The 24,066-nt window shown below is 71.9% G+C and carries 25 protein-coding genes; 14 read left to right on the plus strand and 11 right to left on the minus strand.

The genetic code is table 11. The features are described 5' to 3' along the window. Positions 1-33: 33 nt before the first annotated feature. The 4 genes from Nocox_RS20755 to Nocox_RS20770 are packed head-to-tail and all read right to left on the minus strand — an operon-like array spanning position 34 to position 3,867. The gene (locus tag Nocox_RS20755; protein WP_020543544.1) at positions 34-1,575 is read right to left on the minus strand and encodes an acyl-CoA synthetase; all 1,542 of its coding nucleotides are present in this window, start codon (positions 1,573-1,575) and stop codon (positions 34-36) included. Between the two features lie 20 nt (positions 1,576-1,595). After that, positions 1,596-2,054 carry a MaoC family dehydratase gene (locus Nocox_RS20760; protein ID WP_020543545.1) on the minus strand — a complete coding sequence of 153 codons (459 nt, stop codon included), beginning with the start codon at positions 2,052-2,054 and terminating at the stop codon, positions 1,596-1,598. Next, complete coding sequence (locus tag Nocox_RS20765; RefSeq protein ID WP_020543546.1) at positions 2,051-2,944, minus strand: 4-hydroxyphenyl-beta-ketoacyl-CoA hydrolase; 894 nt, start codon at positions 2,942-2,944, stop codon at positions 2,051-2,053. The genes Nocox_RS20760 and Nocox_RS20765 overlap by 4 nt, the downstream gene beginning before the upstream one ends. After that, positions 2,941-3,867 carry an SDR family oxidoreductase gene (locus Nocox_RS20770; RefSeq protein ID WP_020543547.1) on the minus strand — a complete coding sequence of 309 codons (927 nt, stop codon included), beginning with the start codon at positions 3,865-3,867 and terminating at the stop codon, positions 2,941-2,943. The genes Nocox_RS20765 and Nocox_RS20770 overlap by 4 nt, the downstream gene beginning before the upstream one ends. 115 nt (positions 3,868-3,982) lie before the next feature. Here Nocox_RS20770 and Nocox_RS20775 point away from each other — a divergent pair, with 115 nt between their 5' ends. The 9 genes from Nocox_RS20775 to Nocox_RS20815 all read left to right on the plus strand — a co-directional run bounded on the left by Nocox_RS20775 (position 3,983) and on the right by Nocox_RS20815 (position 12,878). Beyond that, on the plus strand, positions 3,983-4,450 hold the full coding sequence (locus Nocox_RS20775) for a MarR family winged helix-turn-helix transcriptional regulator (RefSeq protein ID WP_020543548.1): 468 nt from the start codon (positions 3,983-3,985) through the stop codon (positions 4,448-4,450). A 197-nt stretch (positions 4,451-4,647) separates the two neighbouring features. After that, a complete protein-coding gene (locus Nocox_RS20780) occupies positions 4,648-5,571 on the plus strand; it encodes a PaaX family transcriptional regulator (RefSeq protein ID WP_157383088.1) in 924 nt (307 codons plus the stop codon). Between the two features lie 112 nt (positions 5,572-5,683). Continuing rightward, positions 5,684-6,577, plus strand: coding sequence for a transporter substrate-binding domain-containing protein (locus Nocox_RS20785; RefSeq protein WP_033409184.1), 894 nt, complete (start codon positions 5,684-5,686; stop codon positions 6,575-6,577). Further along, on the plus strand, positions 6,574-7,416 hold the full coding sequence (locus Nocox_RS20790; protein WP_020543551.1) for an amino acid ABC transporter permease: 843 nt from the start codon (positions 6,574-6,576) through the stop codon (positions 7,414-7,416). Before Nocox_RS20785 ends, Nocox_RS20790 begins: the two co-directional genes overlap by 4 nt. Continuing rightward, positions 7,416-8,234, plus strand: coding sequence for an amino acid ABC transporter ATP-binding protein (locus Nocox_RS20795; RefSeq protein WP_020543552.1), 819 nt, complete (start codon positions 7,416-7,418; stop codon positions 8,232-8,234). Before Nocox_RS20790 ends, Nocox_RS20795 begins: the two co-directional genes overlap by 1 nt. Continuing rightward, complete coding sequence (locus tag Nocox_RS20800) at positions 8,231-9,355, plus strand: CapA family protein (RefSeq protein ID WP_020543553.1); 1,125 nt, start codon at positions 8,231-8,233, stop codon at positions 9,353-9,355. The genes Nocox_RS20795 and Nocox_RS20800 overlap by 4 nt, the downstream gene beginning before the upstream one ends. Next, positions 9,348-10,586 (plus strand): CaiB/BaiF CoA transferase family protein, encoded by a 1,239-nt coding sequence (locus tag Nocox_RS20805; protein WP_020543554.1) that lies wholly within the window; start codon positions 9,348-9,350, stop codon positions 10,584-10,586. The genes Nocox_RS20800 and Nocox_RS20805 overlap by 8 nt, the downstream gene beginning before the upstream one ends. A 1-nt stretch (position 10,587) precedes the next feature. Continuing rightward, the gene (locus tag Nocox_RS20810; protein ID WP_020543555.1) at positions 10,588-11,646 is read left to right on the plus strand and encodes a 2-hydroxyacyl-CoA dehydratase family protein; all 1,059 of its coding nucleotides are present in this window, start codon (positions 10,588-10,590) and stop codon (positions 11,644-11,646) included. Continuing rightward, the gene (locus Nocox_RS20815) at positions 11,643-12,878 is read left to right on the plus strand and encodes a 2-hydroxyacyl-CoA dehydratase family protein (RefSeq protein WP_020543556.1); all 1,236 of its coding nucleotides are present in this window, start codon (positions 11,643-11,645) and stop codon (positions 12,876-12,878) included. The genes Nocox_RS20810 and Nocox_RS20815 overlap by 4 nt, the downstream gene beginning before the upstream one ends. On the opposite strand, the gene Nocox_RS20820 is transcribed toward Nocox_RS20815, so the two are convergent. Continuing rightward, complete coding sequence (locus Nocox_RS20820) at positions 12,815-13,129, minus strand: hypothetical protein (protein ID WP_020543557.1); 315 nt, start codon at positions 13,127-13,129, stop codon at positions 12,815-12,817. The two genes, Nocox_RS20815 and Nocox_RS20820, sit on opposite strands and share 64 nt — an antisense overlap. 100 nt (positions 13,130-13,229) lie before the next feature. Between Nocox_RS20820 and Nocox_RS20825 the strand changes: the two genes are divergently transcribed. The 5 genes from Nocox_RS20825 to Nocox_RS20845 all read left to right on the plus strand — a co-directional run bounded on the left by Nocox_RS20825 (position 13,230) and on the right by Nocox_RS20845 (position 17,204). After that, complete coding sequence (locus Nocox_RS20825) at positions 13,230-13,433, plus strand: hypothetical protein (protein ID WP_020543558.1); 204 nt, start codon at positions 13,230-13,232, stop codon at positions 13,431-13,433. A 184-nt stretch (positions 13,434-13,617) separates the two neighbouring features. After that, entirely contained in the window at positions 13,618-13,929 is a 312-nt protein-coding gene (locus tag Nocox_RS20830) for a UBP-type zinc finger domain-containing protein (RefSeq protein WP_084685689.1), read from the plus strand. Between the two features lie 18 nt (positions 13,930-13,947). Continuing rightward, on the plus strand, positions 13,948-14,946 hold the full coding sequence (locus tag Nocox_RS20835; protein WP_020543559.1) for an acyl-CoA desaturase: 999 nt from the start codon (positions 13,948-13,950) through the stop codon (positions 14,944-14,946). Between the two features lie 30 nt (positions 14,947-14,976). Then, positions 14,977-15,951, plus strand: a complete 975-nt coding sequence (locus Nocox_RS20840; protein WP_157383089.1) for a LysR family transcriptional regulator — start codon at positions 14,977-14,979, stop codon at positions 15,949-15,951. A gap of 410 nt (positions 15,952-16,361) precedes the next feature. Continuing rightward, on the plus strand, positions 16,362-17,204 hold the full coding sequence (locus Nocox_RS20845) for an alpha/beta hydrolase (protein ID WP_020543561.1): 843 nt from the start codon (positions 16,362-16,364) through the stop codon (positions 17,202-17,204). Positions 17,205-17,224: 20 nt separating this feature from the next. On the opposite strand, the gene Nocox_RS20850 is transcribed toward Nocox_RS20845, so the two are convergent. The 6 genes from Nocox_RS20850 to Nocox_RS20875 form a co-directional block, all read right to left on the minus strand. After that, a complete protein-coding gene (locus Nocox_RS20850) occupies positions 17,225-18,703 on the minus strand; it encodes an SDR family oxidoreductase (RefSeq protein ID WP_020543562.1) in 1,479 nt (492 codons plus the stop codon). Positions 18,704-18,773: 70 nt separating this feature from the next. Next, complete coding sequence (locus Nocox_RS20855) at positions 18,774-19,655, minus strand: universal stress protein (protein WP_020543563.1); 882 nt, start codon at positions 19,653-19,655, stop codon at positions 18,774-18,776. Positions 19,656-19,781: 126 nt separating this feature from the next. Then, positions 19,782-20,138, minus strand: coding sequence for an STAS domain-containing protein (locus Nocox_RS20860; protein WP_020543564.1), 357 nt, complete (start codon positions 20,136-20,138; stop codon positions 19,782-19,784). Positions 20,139-20,281: 143 nt separating this feature from the next. After that, positions 20,282-21,802, minus strand: a complete 1,521-nt coding sequence (locus Nocox_RS20865; protein ID WP_020543565.1) for a glycoside hydrolase family 130 protein — start codon at positions 21,800-21,802, stop codon at positions 20,282-20,284. Next, on the minus strand, positions 21,799-22,803 hold the full coding sequence (locus tag Nocox_RS20870; protein ID WP_020543566.1) for a hypothetical protein: 1,005 nt from the start codon (positions 22,801-22,803) through the stop codon (positions 21,799-21,801). The genes Nocox_RS20865 and Nocox_RS20870 overlap by 4 nt, the downstream gene beginning before the upstream one ends. Continuing rightward, the gene (locus Nocox_RS20875) at positions 22,800-23,930 is read right to left on the minus strand and encodes a glycosyltransferase (protein ID WP_020543567.1); all 1,131 of its coding nucleotides are present in this window, start codon (positions 23,928-23,930) and stop codon (positions 22,800-22,802) included. The genes Nocox_RS20870 and Nocox_RS20875 overlap by 4 nt, the downstream gene beginning before the upstream one ends. Positions 23,931-24,066: the final 136 nt, after the last annotated feature.

Here is a 24,066-nt window from a genome sequence, read left to right on the forward strand (position 1 = left end):
ACATGAGCTGTCGGCGTCGGACCGGCCGCTCCGTCAGCGGGAACCTTGGTGGCCGTCCGCGCGGGCCAGGTCCCGCAGCCGTTCCTTCATGACCTTGCTGGAGCCGGTGCGGGGCAGTTCGGCGACGAGGTCGAGGCGGGTGGGGATCTTGTACCGGGCCAGTCGTCCGTCGAGGAAGGCCCGCAGGTCGCCGAGGGTGAGGGTGGCCCCGGGAGCGGTGACGACGAAGGCCCGGCCGCTCTCGCCCCACTTCTCGTGGGGCACGCCGATGACCGCCACCTCGGCGACCGCGGGGTGCTCGAAGATCGCCGCTTCGACCTCGGCGGGATAGACGTTCTCGCCGCCGGAGATGTACATGTCCTTGACCCGGTCGACGATGTGGAAGTGCCCGTCGGCGTCGACGTAGGCGATGTCGCCGGAGTGGAACCAGCCGCCCGGGGAGAACGCGCGGGCGGTGCCTTCGGGATCGTGCCAGTAGCCGGGGGTGACGTTGGGGCCCTGGATGATGATCTCGCCCGGCTCGCCGGGCGCGGTGTCGGTCAGGTCGGTACGGACGCAGCGGACGTCGGTGAAGAAGACCGGCACCCCGGCGGATCCGGCCTTGCGCCGGCTCTGTCCCGCCTCCAGGAACGTCGCCCCCGGCGCGGTCTCGGTGAGCCCGTAGCCCTGGCAGAAGGTCAGCCCGCGTTCCTGGTAGGTGCTGATCAGCGCGGGCGGCACCGCCGCGCCGCCCGCCATCAGGCTGCGCACCGAGGACAGGTCGGCGTGCGCCCATCGCGGTGAGCGGGCCAGCTCGGCGTACATGGTGGTCACGCCGAACATCCAGGTGACGCGGTGCTCGGCGATGAGGTCGAAGCAGCCGCCGGTGTCCCAGGACGGCATGATCACCGAGGTGCCGCCCTTGAGGAAGGTCGGCAGCAGGCACTGGTTGAGCGCGGCCACGTGGAACAGCGGCGCGCTGACCAGCGTCACCTCGTCGCCGGCGACGTCCACGCCGATGAGCAGGTTGTAGCAGTTCCAGACGAGGTTGCCATGGGTCAGCATCGCTCCCTTGGGGCGGCCCGTCGTCCCGGACGTGTAGAGGATGGTGGCGACGTCGTCCAGCGTGACGGGCACGTCGATCGGCGTGGCCTCGCCGCCCGCCAGCCACTCCTCGTAGTCGTGTTCGCCGGGATCCGGCCGGGTCAGCGCCACCACGGTGTCCAGCTCCGCGACCCGCCGGGAAGCGCGGACGACGGGGGCGCACTCGGGTGCGTAGATCAGGGCGGACGCACCGCTGTGGGCGAGCATGTAGTCGATCTCCGGCGCGGCGAGCCGGAAGTTCAGGGGGACGAAGACGCCGCCGAGCAGGTGGGTGGCGAACATCGTCTCGACGAAGGCCGGATGGTTCGGCCCCAGATAGGCGACCCGGTCCCCGTGGCCCACGCCGGCGGCGCGCAGCCGGTCGGACAGCCTGGTCGTGCGTTCGTGCACGTCCGCGAAGGACAGCCGGCGTTCCCCGAACACCAGGGCGGTGTTCCGCGGCGACATCAGGGCCCGCCTGGCGGGCCAGACGCCGAGTCCGTTGTTGCGCATGTTCTTCCCGCGCGCCGCGGTCAGGCGTAGTGGCGGTAGATGACGCGGGCGACGCAGGCGGGCTTGGCCGATCCTTCGACCTCGACGGTGAAGTCGCACACCATCTGCACGCCGTCGCCGGGCACGTCGGTGACCTCGGCGACCACGGCGCCGAGCCGGATCCTCGATCCGGTCCGCACGGGGCTGGGGAAGCGGACCTTGTCCAGGCCGTAGTTGATGCTCATCCGCACGCCCTCGATGGCGAGCAGGTCGTTGAAGAGCGGGATGACCAGGGCGAGGGTGAGGTAGCCGTGCGCGATGGTCCCGCCGAACGGGCCGTCCCCGGCCCTGCCGGGATCGGTGTGGATCCACTGGTGGTCGCCGGTCGCGTCGGCGAAGGTGTTCACGCGTTCCTGCTCGACGGGCAGCCACTGGCTGTGGCCCAGGTCCTTGCCGGCCAGAGCCCTGATCTCCGTCAGGCCGTGCGCGGTGGTGGTCATGCTGGTGTCTCCTTGGAGGTGAGGCCGAGCAGGCGGGCGGCGTTGTCCTTGAGGATCTTGGGCCGTACCTCGGGCTTGATGTCGAGCTTGGCGAAGTCGGCCAGCCAGCGGTCCGGGGTGATCACGGGGTAGTCGGAGCCGAAGAGCACCTTGTCCTTGAGCAGGGTGTTGGCGTAGCGGACGAGCTGCGGCGGGAAATACTTGGGCGACCATCCGGACAGGTCGATGTACACGTACGGCTTGTGGACGGCCACGGCCAGAGCCTCGTCCTGCCAGGGGAAGGACGGATGCGCCAGGACGATCCGCAGTTCGGGGAAGTCCACGGCCACGTCGTCGACCAGCATGGGGTCGGAGAACTTCAGCCGGATGCCGCCGCCGCCCGGCACGCCGGCGCCGATGCCGGTCTGGCCGGTGTGGAACAGCGCGGGCACCCCCAGTTCCTCGATGGCCTCGTACAGCGGGTAGGCCATGGGGTCGTTCGGGGCGTAGCCCTGGATGCTGGGGTGGAACTTGAAGCCGCGCACGCCGTGCTCGGCGACCAGCCGCCGCGCCTCGCGGACGCCGGCGCGGCCCTTCCACGGGTCCACGCTGGCGAACGGGATCAGCACGTCGGGGTGTTCGGCGCAGCTCTCGGCGACCTCCTCGTTCGCGATGCGGGGATGGCCGGTGGCGTGCTCGGCGTCGACGGTGAACACCACCGCGGCCATGCCGCGCTCGCGGTAGTAGGCAGCGGTCTCCCCGATCGAGGGCTGCCGGTGCCCGTGCGCCTTGAAGTACTCCTCGGAGGCTCCGAACAGCTCCGGGCTCAGCGACCGGTGGCCGGAGCGGGAGATCTCGGCGTGCGTGTGCACGTCGATGGCCGTCAGCCGGTCGAGGTCCATCGCGGTCATCTCATGCCTCCGGTGCCCTGAGGAGCCTTGGGAGCGGGGATGCCGTAGGTCTCCGGCTGCGCGCCCACGCCGGTGCTCCACTGCGCGGCGATCGCCTCGGCGCTCCAGCCGCCGTCCTTGACGGCGACCGCCTTCTCCTGGGGATGCGTCCAGAGGGCCAGCCGGTCGCCGCCGATGCCGATGGCCTGCCCGGTCACGTCCGCGGAGGCGTCCGAGGCCAGGAACGTGATGAGCCCGGCCACGTCCTCCACGGTGCCCAGTCCCTCGTCCTTGCGCAGCCAGCCGGGCAACGGCCTGCCGGTGCGCTCCGCCTCCTCGATGACCGGGGCGAACGCCGGGATTGTCCTGGTCATCTCGGTGGCCGCCACCGGCACCACGGCGTTCACCGTGATCCCGGCCCTGGCCAGCTCCAGCGCCCAGGTCCTGGCCATGGCGACGATCCCCGCCTTGGCCGCGGCGTAGTTGGCCTGGCCGAAGTTGCCGCGTTGCCCGGCGGGGGAGGAGATGAGCACGATGCGGCCGCCGGTGCCCTGCTCGCGCATCCGTACGGCCGCCGCCCTGGCGCAGGTGAAGGTGCCCCGCAGGTGCACCCGCACCACCGCGTCGAAGTCGTCGTCGGTCATCTTCCACAACACCCGGTCACGCAGGATGCCGGCGTTGGTCACCAGGACGTCCAGCCGTCCGAAACGCTCGACCGCGGTGGCGACCAGCTCGTCCGCCGCCGGCGTGTCGCCCACCGCGGCCACGACGCCCGCCGCGCGGCCGCCCGCGCGGGTGAGCCGTTCCACGGCGGCGTCCACGGCCTCCTGGCCGACGTCGTTGACCACCACGGCCGCGCCCGCGGCGGCCAGCGCCTCGGCGTAGGCCAGGCCCAGCCCGCGTCCGCTCCCGGTGACGATCGCGACCTTGCCCTTGAGATCCATGTCCTGACTCCATCCCGATTGACAGGAAACCTGTCGATCAGGAGGGTTGCATCGATCAGGATTCCTGTCAATGGCCTAGGGTGGGAGCCCGGGCGGGGAGCAAGGTGCAGGGGCGATGACGGAGATTCAGGCAGGACACGCGCGGCGGGAACGGGCCAAGGCGCCCGCGTCGCTGCTCTACATGGTCAAGCGGCTGGAGCTGGCCGTGCGGTCACGTCTCGACGAGGTCGTACGCCCCGCGGGCATCACCGCGCTGCAGTACACGGCTCTCACCGTGCTGGAACGCCACGACGGCATGTCCGCGGCGCAGCTGGCCCGCGACTCCTTCGTCACCGCCCAGTCCATGGCCGACATGATCCGCGCCCTGGAGAACCGGGGCCTCGTCCGCCGCGAGCGCAACCCGGCGAACGGCAGGGAGCTGCTCATCCACCTCACCGACGACGGTCACGACCTGCTCGCCACGCTGGCCGGGTCCATGGCCGCCCTGGAGGAGCGCATGGTCCTGGCGCTGTCGTCCGAGCAGGTGGGCGAGTTCCGTCACGCGCTTTCGGAGTCCTGGCGCGCGCTGTCCGACCGGGGATGACCTGGCGCCATACACACGTCGTCCTGCTGACGTGCGTGGCCGGAAATGTCTAGACGGCCGCGCTGGAGTCCTCGGGTGTGCGCGCCCGCTGCCCTGTCCGGGCGAGGCCGGCACGCCGTCAAGGCTTGCCCCCGGCGTGAGACGTACGACGAATCGATTGCGTGCGTATGAGGAAGCGTTATCCATATACTCCTGTGATGACTGACGGTGCAACGGTCGAGGCAGGCGATGTCGATCTCCCGCGCTTCCAGGTGGGCGCGCCCCCGCAACACCTGATCACGACGCTGCTGGGCGACTACTGGATCAGCCGGCCCGAGCAGCTGCCGTCCGCGGCGCTGGTGCGGCTGGCCGAGGAGTTCGGGGTGTCGGCGGTGGCCGCGCGGGCCGCGCTGAGCCGCCTGGCCCGGCGGGAGCTGCTGGAGTCGTCCAAGGTGGGGCGGCGCACCTACTACCGGCTGACCGACCGGGCCGCCGCCGTCCTGCGCGACGGCCGGCAGCGGATCATGTCCTTCGGGCTCGACCAGGGGGCGTGGGACGGGACATGGGCGGTGGCCGCGTTCTCCATCTCGGAGGAGCAGCGCGACCTGCGCCACGCGCTGCGCGGGCGGCTGCGCTGGCTGGGCTTCGCCCCGCTCTACGACGGGCTGTGGGTCTCGCCCAGGGCCGGCGCCGACGAGGCGGCGGCGGTGCTCGCCGAGCTGGGGGTGCCCACGTCCACGATCTTCCGCGCCCAGGCCCTGGACCTGCCGGGTCTGCGGGCGCCGCGGGAGGCGTGGGACTTCGACCAGCTCCGGCGGACCTACGAGGGGTTCGTGGCGCAGTACTCGCCGCTGCTGGTGCGCGTGCGCAACGGGACGGTGGGGGCCTCCGAGGCCCTGGTGGCGCGTACGGGGATCATGGACACCTGGCGCACCTTCCCCAACCACGACCCCGACCTGCCGGCCGAGCTGCTGCCCGCCGACTGGCCGCGTGGGGCGGCCCGTGACGTGTTCGTGGAGATCTACGACACGCTGGGCCCGCTCGCCGAGTTCCGGGTCAAGCAGATCGTCGGCGAGTTCGAGCCCGCCCTCGCCGAGCTGGTGGCGCACCACCGTACGGGCCTGCCGCTCGCCCCGCGCTGAACCGCTGTTCTTCCGCACCGGGACCTCTTGACAGACGTGCGGTCGTACGTGACATTAATGCGAACGATCGCAACGAGAGTTGCCAAATGATCCGGGTTGCTGGAGGAACACCATGGAATTGCCCAGGATCACCGTCGCGGCCGTGGCTGCCCTGACCCTTGCCGGTGTCGCGGCCTGCGGCGGAAACAGCGGCGGGACGGCTGGAGCGGCCGGCGGGACGGCCCTCTACGACCGCTTACCCGAGGCCATCAAGGAAGCGGGCGTCATCCGATTCGCCGGGGATTCCCACCCTCCCTACCGGATCGTCGGCAACGACGGCAAGACGGTGACCGGGATCGACAAGGAACTGCAGGACGCCCTCGGCAAGGTCCTGGGGGTCCGCACCGAGATCTCGATCGTCAACGGCCTGCCCGCCGCGCTGTCCGGCATGCTGGCCTCCCGCTACGACGCCTTCAACGGCCCCGTCAAGGACACCGCGGAGCGCGAGAAGCAGTTCGACGCCATCGTGTGGATGGTCAGCCGCACCTCCTACCTCATCCCCAAGTCGGGCTCCGCCGCCGTCGCCAGTTCCGGGGACCTGTGCGGCAAGCGCGTGGCGGGCACCGCGGGCAGCATCGTGGAGGACCAGGCCAAGCGGCTGAGCGAGTGGTGCGCCACCCAGGGCAAGCCGGCGCTCACCTTCATCGGGCTCGCCGACACCAACGGCACGATCCTGGCGGCCAAGTCCGGCCGCGCCGACGCGGCGGGCATGACCGAGAGCGCCGCGATCGACGCGATGGCCAAGGAGAAGGACGCCTTCACGTACGTCACGCAGACCGACGAGCAGGGCGCAGGCATCGACCGGCTCGCGATGCTGGTGCCCAAGAGCGGCGGCCTCGGCCCCGTGATGCTGGAGGCGTTCAAGGAGATCTTCGACAACGGCGAGTACCGGCGCATCGTCGACAAGTACGGCCTGCAGAAGGTCGCCGTGGACAAGCCCGCGATGAACACCGCGGCGACACCGTGAGCCAGGTCGCCGGCCCCGCCGACGTCGCCACCGCCCGCCCGCGGATCCGCCCGCTGCGGTGGCTGGCCGGCGCCGCCCTGCTCGTGCTCGCCGCCCAGCTCGCCTGGTTCCTGGTCACCAACCCGCGCTTCGAGTGGCCGGTCGTCGCCGAATACCTGCTCGACCCCAACATCGTGGCAGGGCTCGGCATGTCGCTGCTGCTCACCGTCATCGCCATGACGCTGGGCAGCGGGCTGGGCGTGCTGCTCGCCGCCGGCCGGCTGAGCGGTTTCCGTCCGCTGGCGTGGGCGTGCGGCGTGTACGTGGCGGTCTTCCGCGGCATCCCGCCGCTGGTCCAGCTCATCTTCTGGTTCAACCTCGGCTATCTGCTGCCGCGCATCTCGCTCGGCGTGCCGTTCGGGCCGACCTTCGCCTCGTGGCCGACCAACGCCGTGATCAGCTCGCTGACCGCCGCGGTCCTCGGGCTCACGCTGCACGAGGCCGCGTACATGGCCGAGATCGTCCGGGCCGGCATCCTGGCCGTGGACGGCGGCCAGCGCGACGCGGCCCGCGCCATGGGCTTCACCGCCACCCAGACCTTCGTCAAGGTGGTGCTGCCGCAGTCGATGCGGGTGATCATCCCGCCCACGGGCAGCCAGTTCATCAGCCTGCTCAAAGGCACCTCGCTGGTCAGCGTCATCGCCATGGCCGACCTGCTCTACTCGGTCCAGGTGATCTACAACCGGACCTACCAGATCGTGCCGCTGCTCATCGTGGCCTGCGCGTGGTACCTGGCCGTGGTCACCGTGCTGTCGCTCGGCCAGCGGCGCCTGGAGCGGCACTTCGGGAAGGGGCAGTGATGAGCCCGGTCCTGCGCGTCCATGACGTGCGCAAACGCTTCGGCGACCACGTGGCGCTCGCCGGGGTGAGCCTCGACGTGCACGAGGGCGAGGTCGTCACCGTCATCGGCCCGTCCGGGTCCGGCAAGTCCACCCTGGTCCGCTGTATCCACCAGCTCGAACCCATCGACGGCGGCTCCATGTACCTCGACGGCGAACTGCTCGGCCACGAGCTGCACCGGGGCCACCTGCGGCCGCTGCCGGAGCGGCGGGTGGCCGCGCAGCGCGGCCGGATGGGCATGGTCTTCCAGCAGTTCAACCTGTTCGCGCACTGGAGCGTGCTGCGCAACCTCACGGAGGCGCAGGTCGCCGTGCACGGCCGCACGCCGGACAAGGCGCGCGAGGAGGCGCTGCGGCTGCTGGAGCGGGTGGGGCTGGCCGGCAAGGCGGACGCCCATCCGCGCCAGCTGTCGGGCGGGCAGCAGCAGCGCGTCGCCATCGCGCGCGCCCTGGCGACCGAGCCGCGGATCATGCTGTTCGACGAGCCGACCAGCGCGCTCGACCCCGAGCTGGTGGAGGAGGTGCTCGGCGTCGTGCGCGACCTCGCCGCCGGCGGCATGACCATGATCATTGTGACGCACGAGATGGGCTTCGCCCGTGAGGTCGCCGACCGCTGCGTCTTCATGGAACACGGGCGCGTCGTCGAGACCGGCACGCCCGAGGAGTTCTTCGACCGTCCCGGGTCACCGCGCCTGCGGGCGTTTCTGTCCCGGTTCTCGCAGGAGCGGACGCCGGAGGTCCCCGCGGGACAGGCGCTGAAGGAGGAGAAGGTCCGTTGAGCGCGCTCACCGTGATGTCCGTCGGCGACCTGGTCGTGGACGAGCCCGGCCCGGCCTCGTTCTTCGCCCCCGCGAGGGACACCCTGCTGCGCGGCGACGTCGTGATCGGCCACGTGGAGGTGCCGCACAGCACCTCCACCGCCCAGGTCAGCACCGACGTGCCCGCCCCGCCCGCCGACCCCGCCGCGCTGACCGCGATCGCCGAGGCGGGCTTCCACGTCGTCACCCTCGCGGGCAACCACGTCTACGACGCCGGCGACCAGGGCGTGGCCGACACCCTCACGCACGCCGCGCGGGCCGGGCTCGCCACCGCCGGCGCCGGGCTCACCCTCGACGAGGCCCGCAGGCCCGCCGTGGTGGAGCGCGGCGGGCTGCGCGTCGGCGTGCTCAGCTACAACTGCGTCGGCCCGCGCGAGTCGTGGGCCACCACCCGCAAGCCCGGCTGCGCCTACGTCAAGGTCCTCACCCACTACGAGCTCGACCACGCGAGCCCCGGCGGCCCGCCGGCCGTCTACACCTTCGCCGACCCCGCCGGCCTGGAGCGCCTGGCCGGCGACGTGGCGAAGCTGGCCGCCGAGGCGGACGTCGTGCTGGTGTCGCTGCACAAGGGCGTCGGCCACACCCCCGCCGCGCTCGCCATGTACGAGAAACCCGTCGCCCGTGCCGCGATCGAGGCCGGCGCGCACGCCGTGTTCGCCCACCACGCCCACATCATGCGCGGCATCGAGATGTACCGGGGCCGGCCCATCTACCACGGCCTCGGCAACTTCGTCACCGTCACCCACGCCCTCACGCCCGCCGACGGGGACGCCGGGGAACGCGCCGCGTGGGCCCGCCGCCGCAAGGAGCTGTACGGCTTCGCCCCCGACCCCGCCATGCCGTTCTACCCCTTCCACCCCGAGAGCAGGAACACCGCCATCGCCGTCTGCCGCTTCGACCGCGACGGTCTCGTCTCGGCCGGGTTCGTGCCGTGCTGGATCGACGACGCCGGCCGCCCGGTGCCGCTCGGCGACTCCGCCCAAGGCCGGCGGGTGGCCGCCTACGTCGAGGACATCACCCGCCGGGCCGGCCTCGACACGGAGTTCGGCTGGGACGGCGGCGAGGTGGTGCTGCGTGGCTGAGGGGCCGCTGACCGGGCGCACGGTCATCGATCTGACGACGGCGCTGTCCGGGCCGTACGCGACGCTGCTGCTGGCCGGGCTCGGCGCCCGGGTCATCAAGGTCGAGAACCCGCTGACCGGCGGCGACAGCTCGCGCAACAACTCGCCGTACGTCGGCGCCGGCGGGCTCACCACCGTGCGGCGCGAGGCGGACGACATGTCGGTGTCGATGCTGCTGCGCGGGCGCAACAAGAGCAGCGTCACCCTCAACCTCAAGCATCCCAAGGCCCGCGACGTCCTCGCCGGGCTCGTGCGCGTGGCCGACGTCATGGTCGACAACTACAGCGCGGGCGTCACGGACCGGCTCGGCATCGGGCACGACTGGGCGAGCACGATCAACCCGCGCATCGTGTGCACGTCCATCAGCGGGTTCGGCGCGCAGGGCGGGCCCGGCTCCGGCAAGGCGATGGACACCATCGTGCAGGCGCTCAGCGGCGTGATGATGACCGCGGGCGCGCCCGGCGAGCCGCCCGTCCGGTTCGGCCTGCCGGTCGGCGACCTGGTCGCGCCGCTCTACGCGGTGATCGGCACGCTCGCCGCCGTCATCCAGGCCGACGCCACCGGGCGGGGGCAGCACGTGGACGTGTCCATGCTCGGCGCGCTCACCTCGCTCGTCGCGTGCGAGCCGTTCGACGCCTACGAGCGGCTCGGCCTGCCGGCCCGTACGGGGACGACCGTGCCCAGGCTGGCGCCGTTCGGGACCTTCCCGGCGGCGGACGGCTGGTTCGCGCTGTGCGGGCCGACCGACGCCTTCGCGCGCGGCCTGTTCGCCGCCATGGAGCGGCCCGAGCTGGCCGCCGACCCGCGCTTCGCCACCCGCGACGCCCGCGTGGCCGCCGCCGGGGAGCTGCACGCGACGGTCGCGGCGTGGGCGGCGCCGCGGCCCCTCGCCGAGGTGCTCGACCTGCTCGCCAGGAACGGGGTGCCCGCGGCCGAGGTCCGCGAGCCCGTCGCCGCCGTCCGCGATCCGATCGTCGTACGGCGGGGCGAGGTCGTGCCGCTGGAGCACCCCCGCCACGGGGACGTGGCGGGACTGGTGGGGACCGGCGTCCCGATCCGCTTCTCGGCCTGCGAGGCCGCGCTCGACGGGCCCGCGCCGGGGCTCGGGGAGCACAACGCCGAGATCTACGGCGAGCTGCTCGGCTACACCGGCGAGGAGCTCAAGGCCCTGGCCGGCGAAGGGGTGATCTGACGTGAGCCCGGCGCTGGCCGCCCTGGAGGCGGCCTACGCGCGGCCGTGCGTCCCTGGCGGGCCGGCCATCGGCTACGTCGGCGCGGATGTGCCGGTCGAGCTGCTGACCGCCGCCGGTTTCCACGCCGTCCGCCTCACCGGCGACCCCGGCGGCGACGCCGCGCCCGGGGACCGCTACCTGGGCCGGGGCGTGGACCCGATGGCCCGCTCGATCCTCACCCGGCTGCTGACCGGCGCGTTCGGCGAGCTGGAACGGGTCGTCGTCTCCCACGACTGCGAGGCGTCGCTGCGGTTCTTCTACGCCCTGCGCGAGCTGCGGCGGATCGAACCGGGGGCCGGGGTGCCCGAGGCGTACCTGGTGGACGTCCTGCACCTGCCGCACCGCACCACCGCCCGTTACAACCGCCGCAGGATCGGCGAGTTCGCGGCCCGGCTGGCCGCCTGGAGCGGACGCCCGCTCGACCTGCCCGCCGCGATCGAGGCGCACGACGAGCGCCGCCGCCTGCTGGCCGCCGTCGCCGAGCTGCGCCGCGCCGTGCCCGCCCGGCTGACCGGCGCCCAGTTCCTGGCCGCCGCCAACGCCGACCTGCCCCTGCCCGAGCACGTCGCCCGGCTCCGGGAGCTGCTGGCCCAGAGCGACCGGCTGCCGTCGTGGCGCGGGCGGCGGGTCTTCCTCAGCGGCTCCGACCACGACACCCCGCACGTGTACGAGACGATCGAGGCGGACGGTCACGTGATCGTAGGCGAGGACCACTCCTTCGGCGACCCCCAGGCCGAGCGCCGCGTCGGCCGCGGCGACCTGGACGCGCTCACCGAGCACTACCACGAGTCCGGCCCCACCGCCCACCGCGCGACCGCCGCCGAACGCGCCCGCCACGCGGCCACGGCCGTCCGCCGCTGCCGCGCCGAGCTGCTGGTCGCCTACGCCAGGACCGGCGACGACGCCCCTGCCTGGGACTTCGCGGCGCAGCGGGCCGCGCTCGACGTCCCGGCCGTGCTGCTGGACCGGCAGGACTACGGGCGCGCCGACCTGGCCGCCCTGCGCAAGGAGGAGACGTGACGAAGCTCGCGACGGCCACCGAGGTGGGCAGGCACCAGCGCGAATGGTTCGCCGACCTGCGCGCCAGGGTGGCCGCGGGCGAGCCGCTGGCCGTGGTCAACGCCGACGTGCCGCACGAGATCTTCCGCGCCATGGACATCCCGTACGTGGTCAGCCAGTGGTGGGCCTCGGTCGTGGCCGCGAAGCGGCGCTCGGCCCACTACCTGGACCTGCTGCGGCAGCGCGGCCTGCCCGACTGGTCCGAGCAGTACAACGCGGTCACGCTCGCCTCGGCCTTCGACACCGAGGAGGGCCCGTGGGGCGGCCTGCCGAAGCCGAGCATCGTGGTCGGCGACGCCTCCGGCGACGTCACCCGCAAGATCTTCGACATCTGGGGCCGCGAGCCCGGCGTCACCTTCTACCCCCTGGAGAGCGCCGCCGAGAACGAGGTGCCCGCGAACTGGTGGGAGCTGATGCCGCACCGCTGGGAGGAGGCCATCGGCCCGGCCCGCCTCGACCTGCTCACCGCCGAGCTGGAGAACCTCGTCCGGTTCCTGGAGACCACCACCGGCAGGCGGCTGCGCGAGTCCCGCTTCCGTGAGGTCATGGCCCTGGTCAACGAGCAGGAGGAATGGAACAGGAGGACCCGCGACCTCATCGCCCGTACCCGGCCCGCTCCCGTCTCCGTCGCCGACGGCATCCCCAGCGTCATGCTCCCGCAGTGGCACCGCGGCACCGAGTGGGCCCGTGACGCCGCCCGCCGCTTCCACGACGAGGTGCGCGAACGGGTGGACTCCGGGCAGGCGGCCTGCCCGGGGGAGCGGGCCCGGCTGATGTGGATCGGCCGCGGCCTCTGGTACGACATGGGCTTCTACCAGCGCTTCCAGGACGAGTACGGCGCCGTCTTCGTCTGGTCGATGTACCTGGCCATCGCCGCCGACGGTTACATCCGCCACGGCGACGACCCCATGCGCGCCCTGGCCGCCCGCTTCGCCGCCTTCACCGACCAGCTCTACACCCCGCCCTGGTCCAGCGAGTGGTACGTCAAGGAGGCCCGCCTGCACGGCATCGACGGCGTGGTGCACCTGGTGTCCGACGACCCGCGCGGCAGCTACTTCACCGCGCGGGCGCTGGAGTCGGCCGGGTTCCCGGTCATCGAGATCGAGGCCGACAACGTCGACACCCGCACCTACGACGGCGACCGGGTGGCCGGGCGCATCGGCCGCTGGCTGCAGGACGTCGTCCTGCGCTGAGACGCGTCGGTGTTCCTGAGGCCCGCCGAGACGATCATGAAGACGTACGGGACCTGGCAGGTCGTGCAGACGAAGATCAGGCCGTACCAGGAGTGCACGTCGATCGGGCCCTGCGCGCCGCCGAGGCCGAGCCGCAGGAGCTGGTTGAGGTAGCCCGAGCGTTCCGGCCCCAGCAGCGACCAGCCGATCGCGCCCGCGCTCGGCGGCAGCAGGAACGGCACCAGCGGCACCACGTCGGTGAGCAGCCCCATGCGGGCGCCGCGGACCGGAGCCGATGCCGCCTCATCTCTCCGGCGTCGGACCGCTGGGCGGCGTGAAGCGGGGCACATTACGTGGGAAGGGAGGTCACCCATGAGCAAGGCACAGTTTCCGCTCACTCTGCGCGTCACCGTCAGCGGGGCGACTCCGGACGAGATCAGGGAGAACGCAAGGGCGCAGGCACTCAGCTTCTTCGGCCCCACCGCGGAACTCGACGTCATCAGTGCCGAAGCCCAGGCGGACGGGGAGCATCACAACCGCTACCACGCGACCGTCATCTTCCGGCGGATCGCTTGACGGACGCGGGCATCGCCGGGCGGCCGGGCGGTGGCCTGGCGCTGTCGTGCTCCGCCTCCGCCGTTCATCGCCGCAGATGATGAGGCCAGCTCGGATTGCGTCTTACCGCCTGTTCGCCGATCGCCTTGACTGGTGGATGAACAGACGGCGCAGCTCGCGTCGCTGCCCTTGAGGGGGTCTCGTCATGACCCTGGACGCGCAAGAAGCGCACGCGGCCCGCCGCACCGGACTGAACGGCCAGGCCCCGCGCTGCGATCATCTCGACCAGCTCCCCGCTGTGGAGCACGGACGAGCCGAATGTGAGGAATGTCTGACCCTCGGCCAGACCTGGACCCGCTTACTGGTGTGCCTGACATGCGGGCGGGTGGCCTGTTCCGACGACTCACGGGGCGGTCACGCTCGCGACCACTACGAGGAGACCGACCACCCGGTGGTCGCCGCCCTGGATCGAAGATCGACCTGGCGCTGGTGCTACGTGCACCGCCGCACCGTATGAACGAGACGAAGGAGACGTATGACTATTTCCGAGCAGGCGGCGGAACGCCGTCAGGACTACGACGGCGCATCGCCCTTCCCCGGGGCGGAAGAGCACGTCGCGGCGGGCAGGCTCCAGGCGGGACTGACGGCGGCGATCGTGGTGCTGCCGTTCGTCGCGCTCGGCGTCGCGATCTTCCTGGCATGGGGGCAGGGGGTCACGCTCACCGATCTCCTGCTCGCCGCGGTCCTCTACGTGGTGACGGGCCTGGGGGTGACGGTCGGGTTCCATCGGCTGCTCACACACGCCTCCTTCACCGCCCGGCCGTGGTTGCGCGCGGTGCTGGCGGTCGCCGGGTCGATGGCCTTCCAGGGCAATGTCGTGGACTGGGTGGCGGTGCACCGCCGCCATCACGCCTTCACCGACCGGCCGGGCGATCCGCACTCTCCCTACCGGTACGGCACCGGCCTGCGCGGGCAGCTTCGGGGGCTTGCCCACGCCCACCTGGGCTGGCTGTTCACCGACGACCGGACCCCCGCCGAGCGCTACGCCCCCGACCTGCTGGCCGATCCCGCCATGACGCGGGTGGCCCGGGCCTTCCCCGCGCTGTGCGCCCTGTCGCTGGCGCTGCCGTTCCTGGCCGGCTGGGCGATCACCGGCACCCTGTACGGCGGCCTGACCGCCTTCCTGTGGGCCGGGCTGATCCGGATCGCGCTCCTCCAGCACGTCACCTGGAGCGTCAACTCGCTCTGCCACGTCATCGGTGACAGGCCCTTCAAGACCCGGCGCCACGACCGGTCGAGCAACGTGTGGCCGCTGGCCCTGCTGTCCTTCGGCGAAAGCTGGCACAACGGGCACCACAGCGAGCCGTCCTGCGCCCGCCACGGAGTCGACCACGGCCAGTTCGACCCGTCCGCCGCCGTGATCGGCCTGTTCGAACGGCTCAACTGGGTGAGCGGCGTGCACTGGCCAGACCACGAGCGCATCGAACGCCGCCGCGTCGGCCCTCGCCCTAGAGTGGGGGAGACGCCCGGATAGGCGCAGCCCGGCCGGGAAGAGGTGGCGGACATGGAGTTGCGTCAGTTGCGCTATTTCGTGACCTTGGCCGAGGAGTTGCACTTCGGCCGGGCCGCCGCCCGCGAGCACATCGTGCAGTCCGCGCTGAGCCAGCAGATCCAGCGGCTCGAACGCGACCTCGGCATGCGGCTGCTGGACCGCAGCACCCACCAGGTCGATCTGACTCCGGCGGGTGTCGCCTTCCTGGTCGAGGCCCGTCAGATCCTCGACCACGTGGGCCGGGCCAGGCAGGCCGCCCGCAACGCCGCCACCTCCGCGCCCACGCTGCGCGCCGGCATCATCGACGCCGGCTACGACACCATGCCGCAGATCCTGCGCGAGCTGCAGCGCACCCATCCCGGCATCACGATCCACCAGGTCGAGGCAGGCACTCCCGAGCAGTACCGGCAACTGGCCGACGGCCGCCTGGACATCGCCATCGGACATGCCTCGCAGGCTCCGGCCGACGTGACCGGCAAGCTGGTCAGGCTCGATCCGCTCGGCGTGCTGGTGCCCGACGAGCACCGCTTCGCCGCGTCCGACGGCGTGCCCGTGGCCGCTCTGGCCACCGAACTCCTGCTTCTCGGCGAGGAGTCACAGACTCCGGAGCTCAACGGGTTCGTCATCACGCTGTGCCGCGCGGCCGGGTTCGCCCCCACCCTCTACGAGGGCACCGTGCAGAGCAGCCGCGCCGCCGCCGACCTCGTTCTCCAGCGCCGCTGCGTGCACTGCGTCCCCTCCTCCTTCCAGACCTCCAACCGGCCGGGCACCACCTGGCGACCCCTGATCGAGCCGGCCACGCACTACCCCTGGTCACTCCTGTGGCACCAGGACAACCCCTCTCCCCACATCGCCACCGTCATCGACAGCGCCCGGCACCTGGCCGAGCGGCTCGGCTGGCTCGAACCCCTCAGCTCCTCCATCGAGCCCGCACCCGTCGAAGACGCTCCGGGCGCCGCCATCGGCTCCACCGACGGTCCTGCCTGACCTTCCGGGCTCTTCTGGCCAGCGCCTGGCCGGCCTCCACGCCGAGCAACCGCGCGGCGCCGGCCATCCCGGCGAGCTGATCGGGCGTCATCGCCTCCAGGTGAACGGCGAGCCGCCGCCGATCACCGTCGAGGGCCATGTTCATCGCGGTCTTGAGGGCGAGAGCTCGCGAGGCTTCACCGATCGCCTCCAAGACGCTCGTCAGGGCCTGGTCCACACCCTCGTCGCGGTCCGCCCGCCGCGGAGGTCGAGCGTTCGACATCATTCACCTTGCCGTTCTTGAGTTCCGGAGGTGGCCGAGGATCCGGTTATCAGTTGAGGAGATGAGCTGCGCATGAATTGCCCGTTTCCTTCGATCATGCACTCCTGTGCTCTGAAGGGGACGATCGACGGCCCAGCAGGAGAAGACCATGAACGAGAGCACGGACACCCAGCATCCCATCGTCCTCATCCATGGGCTGTGGCTGACCCCACGTGCCTGGGAACGCTGGACTGAGCGGTACACGGCGCTCGGCCACCAGGTGTCCGCCCCGGCCTGGCCCGGCATGGAGATCGAGGTAGAAGCCCTGCGCAAGAACCCGGACGTCATGAACGGCCTGGGCGTCACCGAAGTGGCCGACTTCTACGAGAGGATCGTCCGCGAGCAGTCGCGGCCTCCGATCATCGTCGGCCATTCCTTCGGCGGCCTGATCACGCAGATCCTGCTGGACCGCGGCCTCGGCGTCGCCGGCGTCGCGATCCACCCCGCCCCGATCAAGGGCGTGCTGCGGTTGCCGCTCAACAGCCTGCGTTCGGCCCTGCCGGTCCTGTCCAACCCCGGCAACCGTTCCAGGACCGTGGCGCTGAGCCCCAGGCAGTTTCACTACGCGTTCACCAACACCCTGACGCCGCAGGAGTCCGAGGCGATCTACCAGCGCTATCACGTGCCCGCCCCCGGCCGGCCGCTGTTCCAGGTCGCCGCCGCCAACCTGCTCCGGCACGCCGCCACCCGGGTCGACGTGCGCAACGGCACCCGAGCCCCGCTGCTCCTGATCGCCGGCGGCGCCGACCACACCGTCCCCGTCACGCTGGTGCGGGCGACCTACCGGCTCTACCGCAAGTCCTCCGCGGTCACCGACTACCAGGAGTTCGCCCGCATGCCGCACTTCTCCCTCGGCGCCCCCCAATGGGAGAAAGTCGCCGACCACGTCGTCCACTGGGCGCGGCGGCACATCACGCGACAGGCCAGGAACAACCGCGGAGAGGCACGGTAGACGCGGCCGCGCCCGCGCCGTCACGCCCGACCCGGGCGGCGAGCCTCGCGGCGGGCGGCCGCCGCGGCCACGTTGAGCGGCATACGGCCGAAGATCAGGCCGTGGAAGGGCGAGACGGCCCACCAGTAGAGGTGGCCGGCCAGCCCGTGCGGGTGGAAGATCGCCCGCTGGCGGTAGACGGTCCCGCCGTCGGACCGGGAGACGCTCAGCTCCAGCCAGGCCAGCCCCGGCAGCCGCATCTCGGCGCGCAGCCGCAGCAGACGACCGGGGATCACGTCTTCCACCCGCCAGAAGTCGATGGCGTCGCCCACTCTCAGCCGGTACGGGTCGCGGCGCCCGCGGCGCAGACCGACCCCGCCGACCATCCGGTCGAGCAGGCCGCGCAGCCGCCATACGGTGGGCAGGGAGTACCAGCCGTTGTCGCCGCCGATGCTCTCGATGACCTGCCACAACGACTCTGGGGAGGCAGGCACCCGGATGGCGCGGCGATCGATGTACAGGCTGCCGCCCGCCCAGCCGGGATCGGTCGGCAGCGGGTCGCTCGGGGCGTCCGGCGTGGAGGCCGACGACCAGCGGGTGGCGACGTCGGCTTCTTTGATCTTCTTCAGCGCCAGGCGGACCGCGTCGCGGAAGCTGATCAGCCCGCCGTCGGGGTCGGGCACGTGGGCGGCGATGTCGTGCTCGGCGCACACGGCGTTGTTGCGCAGGGACTCCACCAGCGGGCGTGCGATGCGCGAGGGCACCGGGGTGACCAGGCCGACCCACAGGCTCGACAGCCGCGGCGTGAGCGCGCGCACGGGGATGATCACACGGCTGGGCAGGCCGGCGACGGCGGCGTACTCCCGCATCATGTCGGCGTAGGTCAGCACGTCCGGGCCGCCGATGTCGAAGGCGCGGTTGATCTCGCCGGGCACGCTCGCCCACGCGGTGAGGTAGCGCAGCACGTCGCGTACGGCGATCGGCTGCGTCAGGCTGGCCACCCAGCGGGGGGTCGTCATGACCGGCAGCCGTTCGGTCAGGTGACGCAGCATCTCGAAGGAGGCCGACCCGGACCCGATGATCACCGCGGCCCTGAGCACCACGGCCGGAGTCCGGCCGCGCAGGAAGATCTCGCCGACCTCGGCGCGAGAGCGCAGATGCGGCGAAAGATGTTCCCGCGGGGCCAGCCCGCCCAGGTAGACGATGCGGCGCACGCCGGCCAGGCCGGCCGACGTGGCGAAGACCTCGGCGGCCCGGCGGTCCTCGTCCGCGAAATGGCGTGATCCGCCCATCGTGTGGATCAGGTAGTACGCGACGTCGATGTCCTCCAGGGCCGCCGGCACCTGGCTCGCGTCGGCGGCGTCCGCCTTGACGATCTCGGTCCGCTCTCTCCAGGGGAGATCCCGCAGTCGCTCCGGCGACCGCGCCATGCAGCGCACCTCATGCCCGGCCGCGAGCAGCTCGGGCACCAGCCGGCCCCCGATGTAGCCGGTCGCTCCGGTGACCAGGCAGCGCGCCATGTCCGTACCCCCGATGTCGTTACAGGACGTCATATCCCCTTTACCCAGCGATCTGCCGACGTCGGCGTTCTCAGCCCGGTGACGGGGTCACGGCGACCGGGCAGTGGACTCCCGACAACGCGGCCTGGGTGACGGCTCCCAGCAGGGCGCCTGTCCCGGCGCCGAGCCCGCTGCGTCCGAGGACGAGCAACGTCGCGTCCCTGGCCGCCTCGACGATCGCGCGCGGAGGGCGCTCGCTCACGAACTCCGTGGTCACCGGCACATTCGGGTACCGATCGGTCAGCAGGGACACCACCTGCTGAAAGCGGGTCTCCGCTCCCGCGCGCATCATCGCCGCGTCCACGAAGGGGAGCCGGTCAGGCCCGGGCAGGGCTCCGGGATCCCACCACGCGCAGACGGCCGTCACCGTCCCGCCGCGCAGGGTGGCCTCACGCAGGGCGAAGCCGAACGCCGCCTTGCTCGCGGGAGAGCCGTCGATGCCGACGACGATCCGTGAACCGGGTTGATCGATCGGCTCGGCCGCGGGACGTACGACCACGACCGGCCGGGCACTGTGCGCGGGCACCTGCACGGCCGCCGACCCCACCCTCAGGTCCTCGAATCCGCCCACTCCCCGGGAGCCCAGAACCACGAGCTGGGCCTTTTTCGCGGCCTCCAGCAACACCGCCGAGACCGGGCCTTTGGCCAGGAGGGGCCGGACCTCGACGCCGGCGTGATGGTCACGTACGTGATCCACCGCGTGGTGGACCACGTCGGTGGCGATCTGCTCGACCTGCGCCAGCATCTGCTCGCCGACGGGTCGCAGAGGATACGGCCACTGCCACGCGTGGCAGACCAGCAGAGGACAGTGGCGCAGCCGCGCCTCCTCGGCCGCCCATCGCAACGCCTGCTCGCTCCCCGATGACTCGTCATAGCCCACCAGGATGGACCGCCCGCCGTCACGATCTTTCACTGCTGTTCCTCCGGAGGAAGGGAGAAGCTCGCCTGTTCCAGAGGGCACCTTCCCTCCACGGCCCCCGACGTCGTCGTGGACGACAAGAGTTTGGACATTCAGGGAAACGCCTTTCGGATGTCGTCGCTACGGCGCCTGCAGACGGAGGCCGGCCACCTTGTGCCAGCCGGTGAGCTTGAGCAGGCGTCGTACCTGCGGGGAGGGCGACCGCATGGTCAGGGCGTGGCCGGGGCGGAGGCCGGCGGCGGCGGTGACCAGAGCACGCAGCCCGCCGACGTCGCAGAACACCAGGCCACTGACGTCGATGGAGAAGCTGCCGCGACCTGACATCGCGGCCAGCGCGGGGAGCAGGACGGGCAGCGTGACGTAGTCGAGCTCGCCTTCGATCCTCAGGCCCACGAGCTCGACGAGCGGCGTGATGCGCAGGAGTTGTTCGGTGTTCGTGCAGGGTGTGAGGTCGCGCGTGGCATCTGGAGTGGTCATGCCGGCTCCTGCGGGCAGGAAGTACGGGTCACCGTGGCTGGAGGGACGCGCACGATCGCTTGAGCGTCGTGAGCGGGGCAGCCAGGTTCTGTCTGATCGTCTGACAGGCTGGATGAGGTGGAAAGCAGCAACTCGCGTCCCGCTTATCGCCGGTCGTGAACACCCGGCGACCCCGGCGGGCCGGCCGTCCTTCCCGGTGGACGCATCGCGCCGACGAGGGTGTCGAGCGGCACGCGGGCGAATCCGACGCGGGTGTCGCTCGCCCCGTAGGGCAGCCACACGGCGTCGCCGTGCAGCAGGCCGCCGCAGGAGTACACGACATTGGGCACGTAGCCTTCGCGTTCGGCGCCGTCGGAGGTGAGGAGCGTTCCGGGGAGTTCGGCGATGACCCTGTGCGGTTCGTGCAGGTCGAGCAGCAGGGCGCCGATGGAGTAGTCACGCATGGGGCCGACGCCATGGGTCAGGACGAGCCAGCCGGAGCCGGTCTCGATGGGGGATCCGCAGTTGCCCGCCTGGATGAGCTCCCAGTCCCAGCGGGGCGTGTGCAGCGGCGTCGGCGCTCGCCAGCTGTTGTGCCGGTCGAGCGCCGTGAGCCCGATGGTCTCGCCGTCGGAGCGGCACAGCGCCAGCGTCCGCCCGCCGACCGGCCGCGGGAAGAGCGCCATGCCCTTGTTGACGGCGGCCGGGCCGCGCATGGGAGTGATCTCGAAGTGGCGCAGGTCGTCGCTGGCGATCAGATGGGACCGGATGTGCCTTCCGTCATAGGCGGTATAGGTGGCCCGGTACGAAGGTGTGCCGTCCTGGTCGACGACACGGACGAATCGCGCGTCCTCCATCCCGTTGCACTCGGCCGCGGTCGACGGCCAGAGGACCCGCCGGTGCAGGGGGAGATCGGCGGGGAAGGAGACGGCGTAGTCGGACTGCGTCGCGCGGCGCATCTCCTCCAGGATCGGCTGGGTGGAGGTGCGGGTGAGCAGGTCGGCCGGGAGCCGGGCGACCGCGTCCTCGAAGTCGTTGTCGTCGAAACGCTCCGGCAGCGACCGCAGGACGGCGGCCGTCACCTCGTTGTCCCGGTCGCCGTCGCAGAGCCCGGCGGCGAGCAGGTCGCGCCGGTGGCGGCTCCGGAGCCGGCATCCGACGGACAGCGTTCCTGAGCGGTCGGCCATCGCCAGCGCGGAGCCGGGGCCGAGCAGCGCCGTGGCGAAGCCGATCGACGACAGGTGCCCCTCACCTATCTGCCGCAGGCTGATCGCCACACGGAGCTGTCCGGGGCGCAGGCCGGACTGGTCGGGATGGGGGACCATGGAGGGGTTGCACACCGCCGCGCCCTCCACGGCGTACTCGTGACTGAAGTAGGCGCCCACGAGGAGGCGGGCAGGAAGGGACAGGTCGACGTCGCGCGGGACGCGATGGCGGACCAGGTCGTGGTGATGGGCGAAGGTCGCTTCCAGGTCGTGGTGCCGGTCGCCGAATCGTCGCAGCGTCTCCTGGAGCATCTCGGTGGTCTGGTCCTCGCCCAGGAGCATGATGCGGTCGATCAGCGCGGCGGCCCTGGTACGGGTGAGCGCGGCGTCCTCGCCCGGCACGAAGAGCTTGATGATCACCCTCCGCGGATCGGGAGTGAGGGCCGGGCCGAGCCGCGTGGCCAGATCCCTGATCGTCACGGGAGCCACCTTGCATGCTGCATGGTGGAGATCAGCGCGATGGTCGACTCCGCTCCCTGGTTGAGGTTCGGGCCGTGCTCGGTCAGGCCGTCGTAGCCGCCGCCGGTCGCCGGGTCCCACATCGGGACGCCTGCGTCGTTGGCTCCCCTGAACCACGCCACCGACCGTCGTACCGGCTCCTGCCACGCCTTGTCGCCGGTCACGTGGGCTGCGGTGGCGCAGGCGTCGGCGAGCGCGGCCACCTCGATCGGCTGCTGGTCGTAGCGGCTCCGGGGCGCGTCCTGACGCCAGCCGGCGGCAGGCACGACCGCGAGCAAACCGTCCTCGGTCTGGATGTCCGACAGCCAGGCCAGCATGCGCAGGCCGGTGGTGAGCAGCCCCCGGTCACCGCTCAGATCACCGGCGGCGATGATCACTTCGGCGAGAGCGGCGTTGGCGTAGGTCAGGTGCGGTTGCGGCCACGGCCAGGAGGGGTTCTCCGAGGGCACGCCGATCGCCTCCACGGCGTCCGTCAGCAGGGAGGCGGCCACGGCGCTGTCCGGGGCGGTGCGCAGGACCTCCGCCGCGCCGAGCCCGGCGAAGGCCATGGCGCGTGGATGTGGGGAGCGCTGTCCGGCGCCGAGTACGAAGGCGGTCAGCGCGTCCTCCCGGATCCAGGGGATGGCGCTGCGGGCCGCCGCGGTGCCCAGGCCCCACATCGCCCGTCCCCACCAGTCGCCGACGCCCGGCGACTCGCTCCAGCGGCGGTCGAAGGTGAGCCGGTTGCGGAAGGCGCCGGAACGATCCTGCGCGTGGGTGAGGAAGGCCAGGTAGCACTCGGCGAGCCGGGTCAGCCGGTCGGCGGGGCGCGGCTCGCGGCTGGCGATGACGAGGCCGCGGGCGACGTCGTCGGTGCAGTAGCCGTGCTCGCGGCGGACCACGGCGTGCCGGGCATGCTCGAACAGGCCGGTGTCGTCGCTCATCCGGATCAGGTGCTTGAAACCGGGCTCGGCGGTGCTCACGGCAGCATCGCGGCCGGCCGCGCCGCGACGAGCGACCGGCCGAGGTCGTCGTACCGGGCCGCGACCGCCGGCCACAGCAGGGCCGGGATCAGGGCGCGGGTACGCCCGGTGAGATCGTCGGCCAGCCCGGGCCGCGTGAGGAGATGGCGCAGGGCGGAGGCCAGCGCGGCGGGGTCGCCGTGGGGCACGAGCAGCCCCGGGCCGCCGGCGAGCAGTTCCACGGCGTGCGGGAAGGGGGTGGCGACGACCGGCACGCCGGCGGCCACGGCCTCGATGAGGACACCGGACGTGACCTGCTCCGCCGAGTCGTAGGGCAGGATGACGGCATCCGCCGAGCGGATCAGCCGGCTCAGCGAGTCCTGATCCCGGTAGACGGGGTCGTGCCGGACAGCCGTGGACACGCCCAGCCGGGCGGCGAGTGCGCGCAGGCCGTCGCGATAGGCCTCGCCCTGCAGTTCCAGCACCTTGGGGTGGGTCTTGCCGGCGATCGTGTAGATCGGCGAGGGGTCGAGGTCCGCCAGGAGTGCCAGGGCACGCACCGCCCATTCGATCCCTTTGCCGGGCCCGAGCAGCCCCCATGTGAGCAGGTGCGGACGGGTCCGGCGCTGAGCCGGGAACCGCAGGTGGTCGGCGGCCCCGTGCGGAATGACGGACACCTTGCCGGCATCCACCCGGTAGCCGGCCTTCAACCGGTCACGAGCGGTGCCGGTCATGGTCACGATCGCGTCGGCGGCGTCCCCGATCTCCTCCAGCAGGGCCTTCTGCGGGGGAGTCGGCCTGGCCAGGACGGTGTGCAGGACCACGATGCTCGGCACGGTGAGGCGCCGCAGCAACGGCAGGACGTCCTGGCCGTCCGGACCGGGGTAGATGCCGTACTCGTGCTGCACGACGGCCACGTCGAAGTCCTCCAGAGCGGAGGCCGCGGCCTGCCAGCCGCCGGGCCCTCCGGGAGTCCAGGTGTGCACGACCCCGGGCCGCGGCCGTACGTCGTCGCCTTTCGCGGTGACACGGACGATCCCGCCGGACATGCCGCCCCTGGCGAGATGGGTGGCCAGGGCGGAATTGAAGGTCGCCAGCCCGCACTCGGTGGGCGGGTGGGTGCTGAGAAATCCGTACGTGAGGACCAACTGCCTCGCCTTTCGGTCATCCGGCCGCACCCTGATGGAGTCGGGTGCCGCTCGCTCGGTGAAGAGGATCCGTCTGCCTGTGCGTGTGCGGTGGAACCTGGAGACTTCACCGGGGGCCCGTCCTCATGCGGGGGCC

The organism is Nonomuraea coxensis DSM 45129 (assembly GCF_019397265.1).
Lineage (GTDB): Bacteria > Actinomycetota > Actinomycetes > Streptosporangiales > Streptosporangiaceae > Nonomuraea > Nonomuraea coxensis.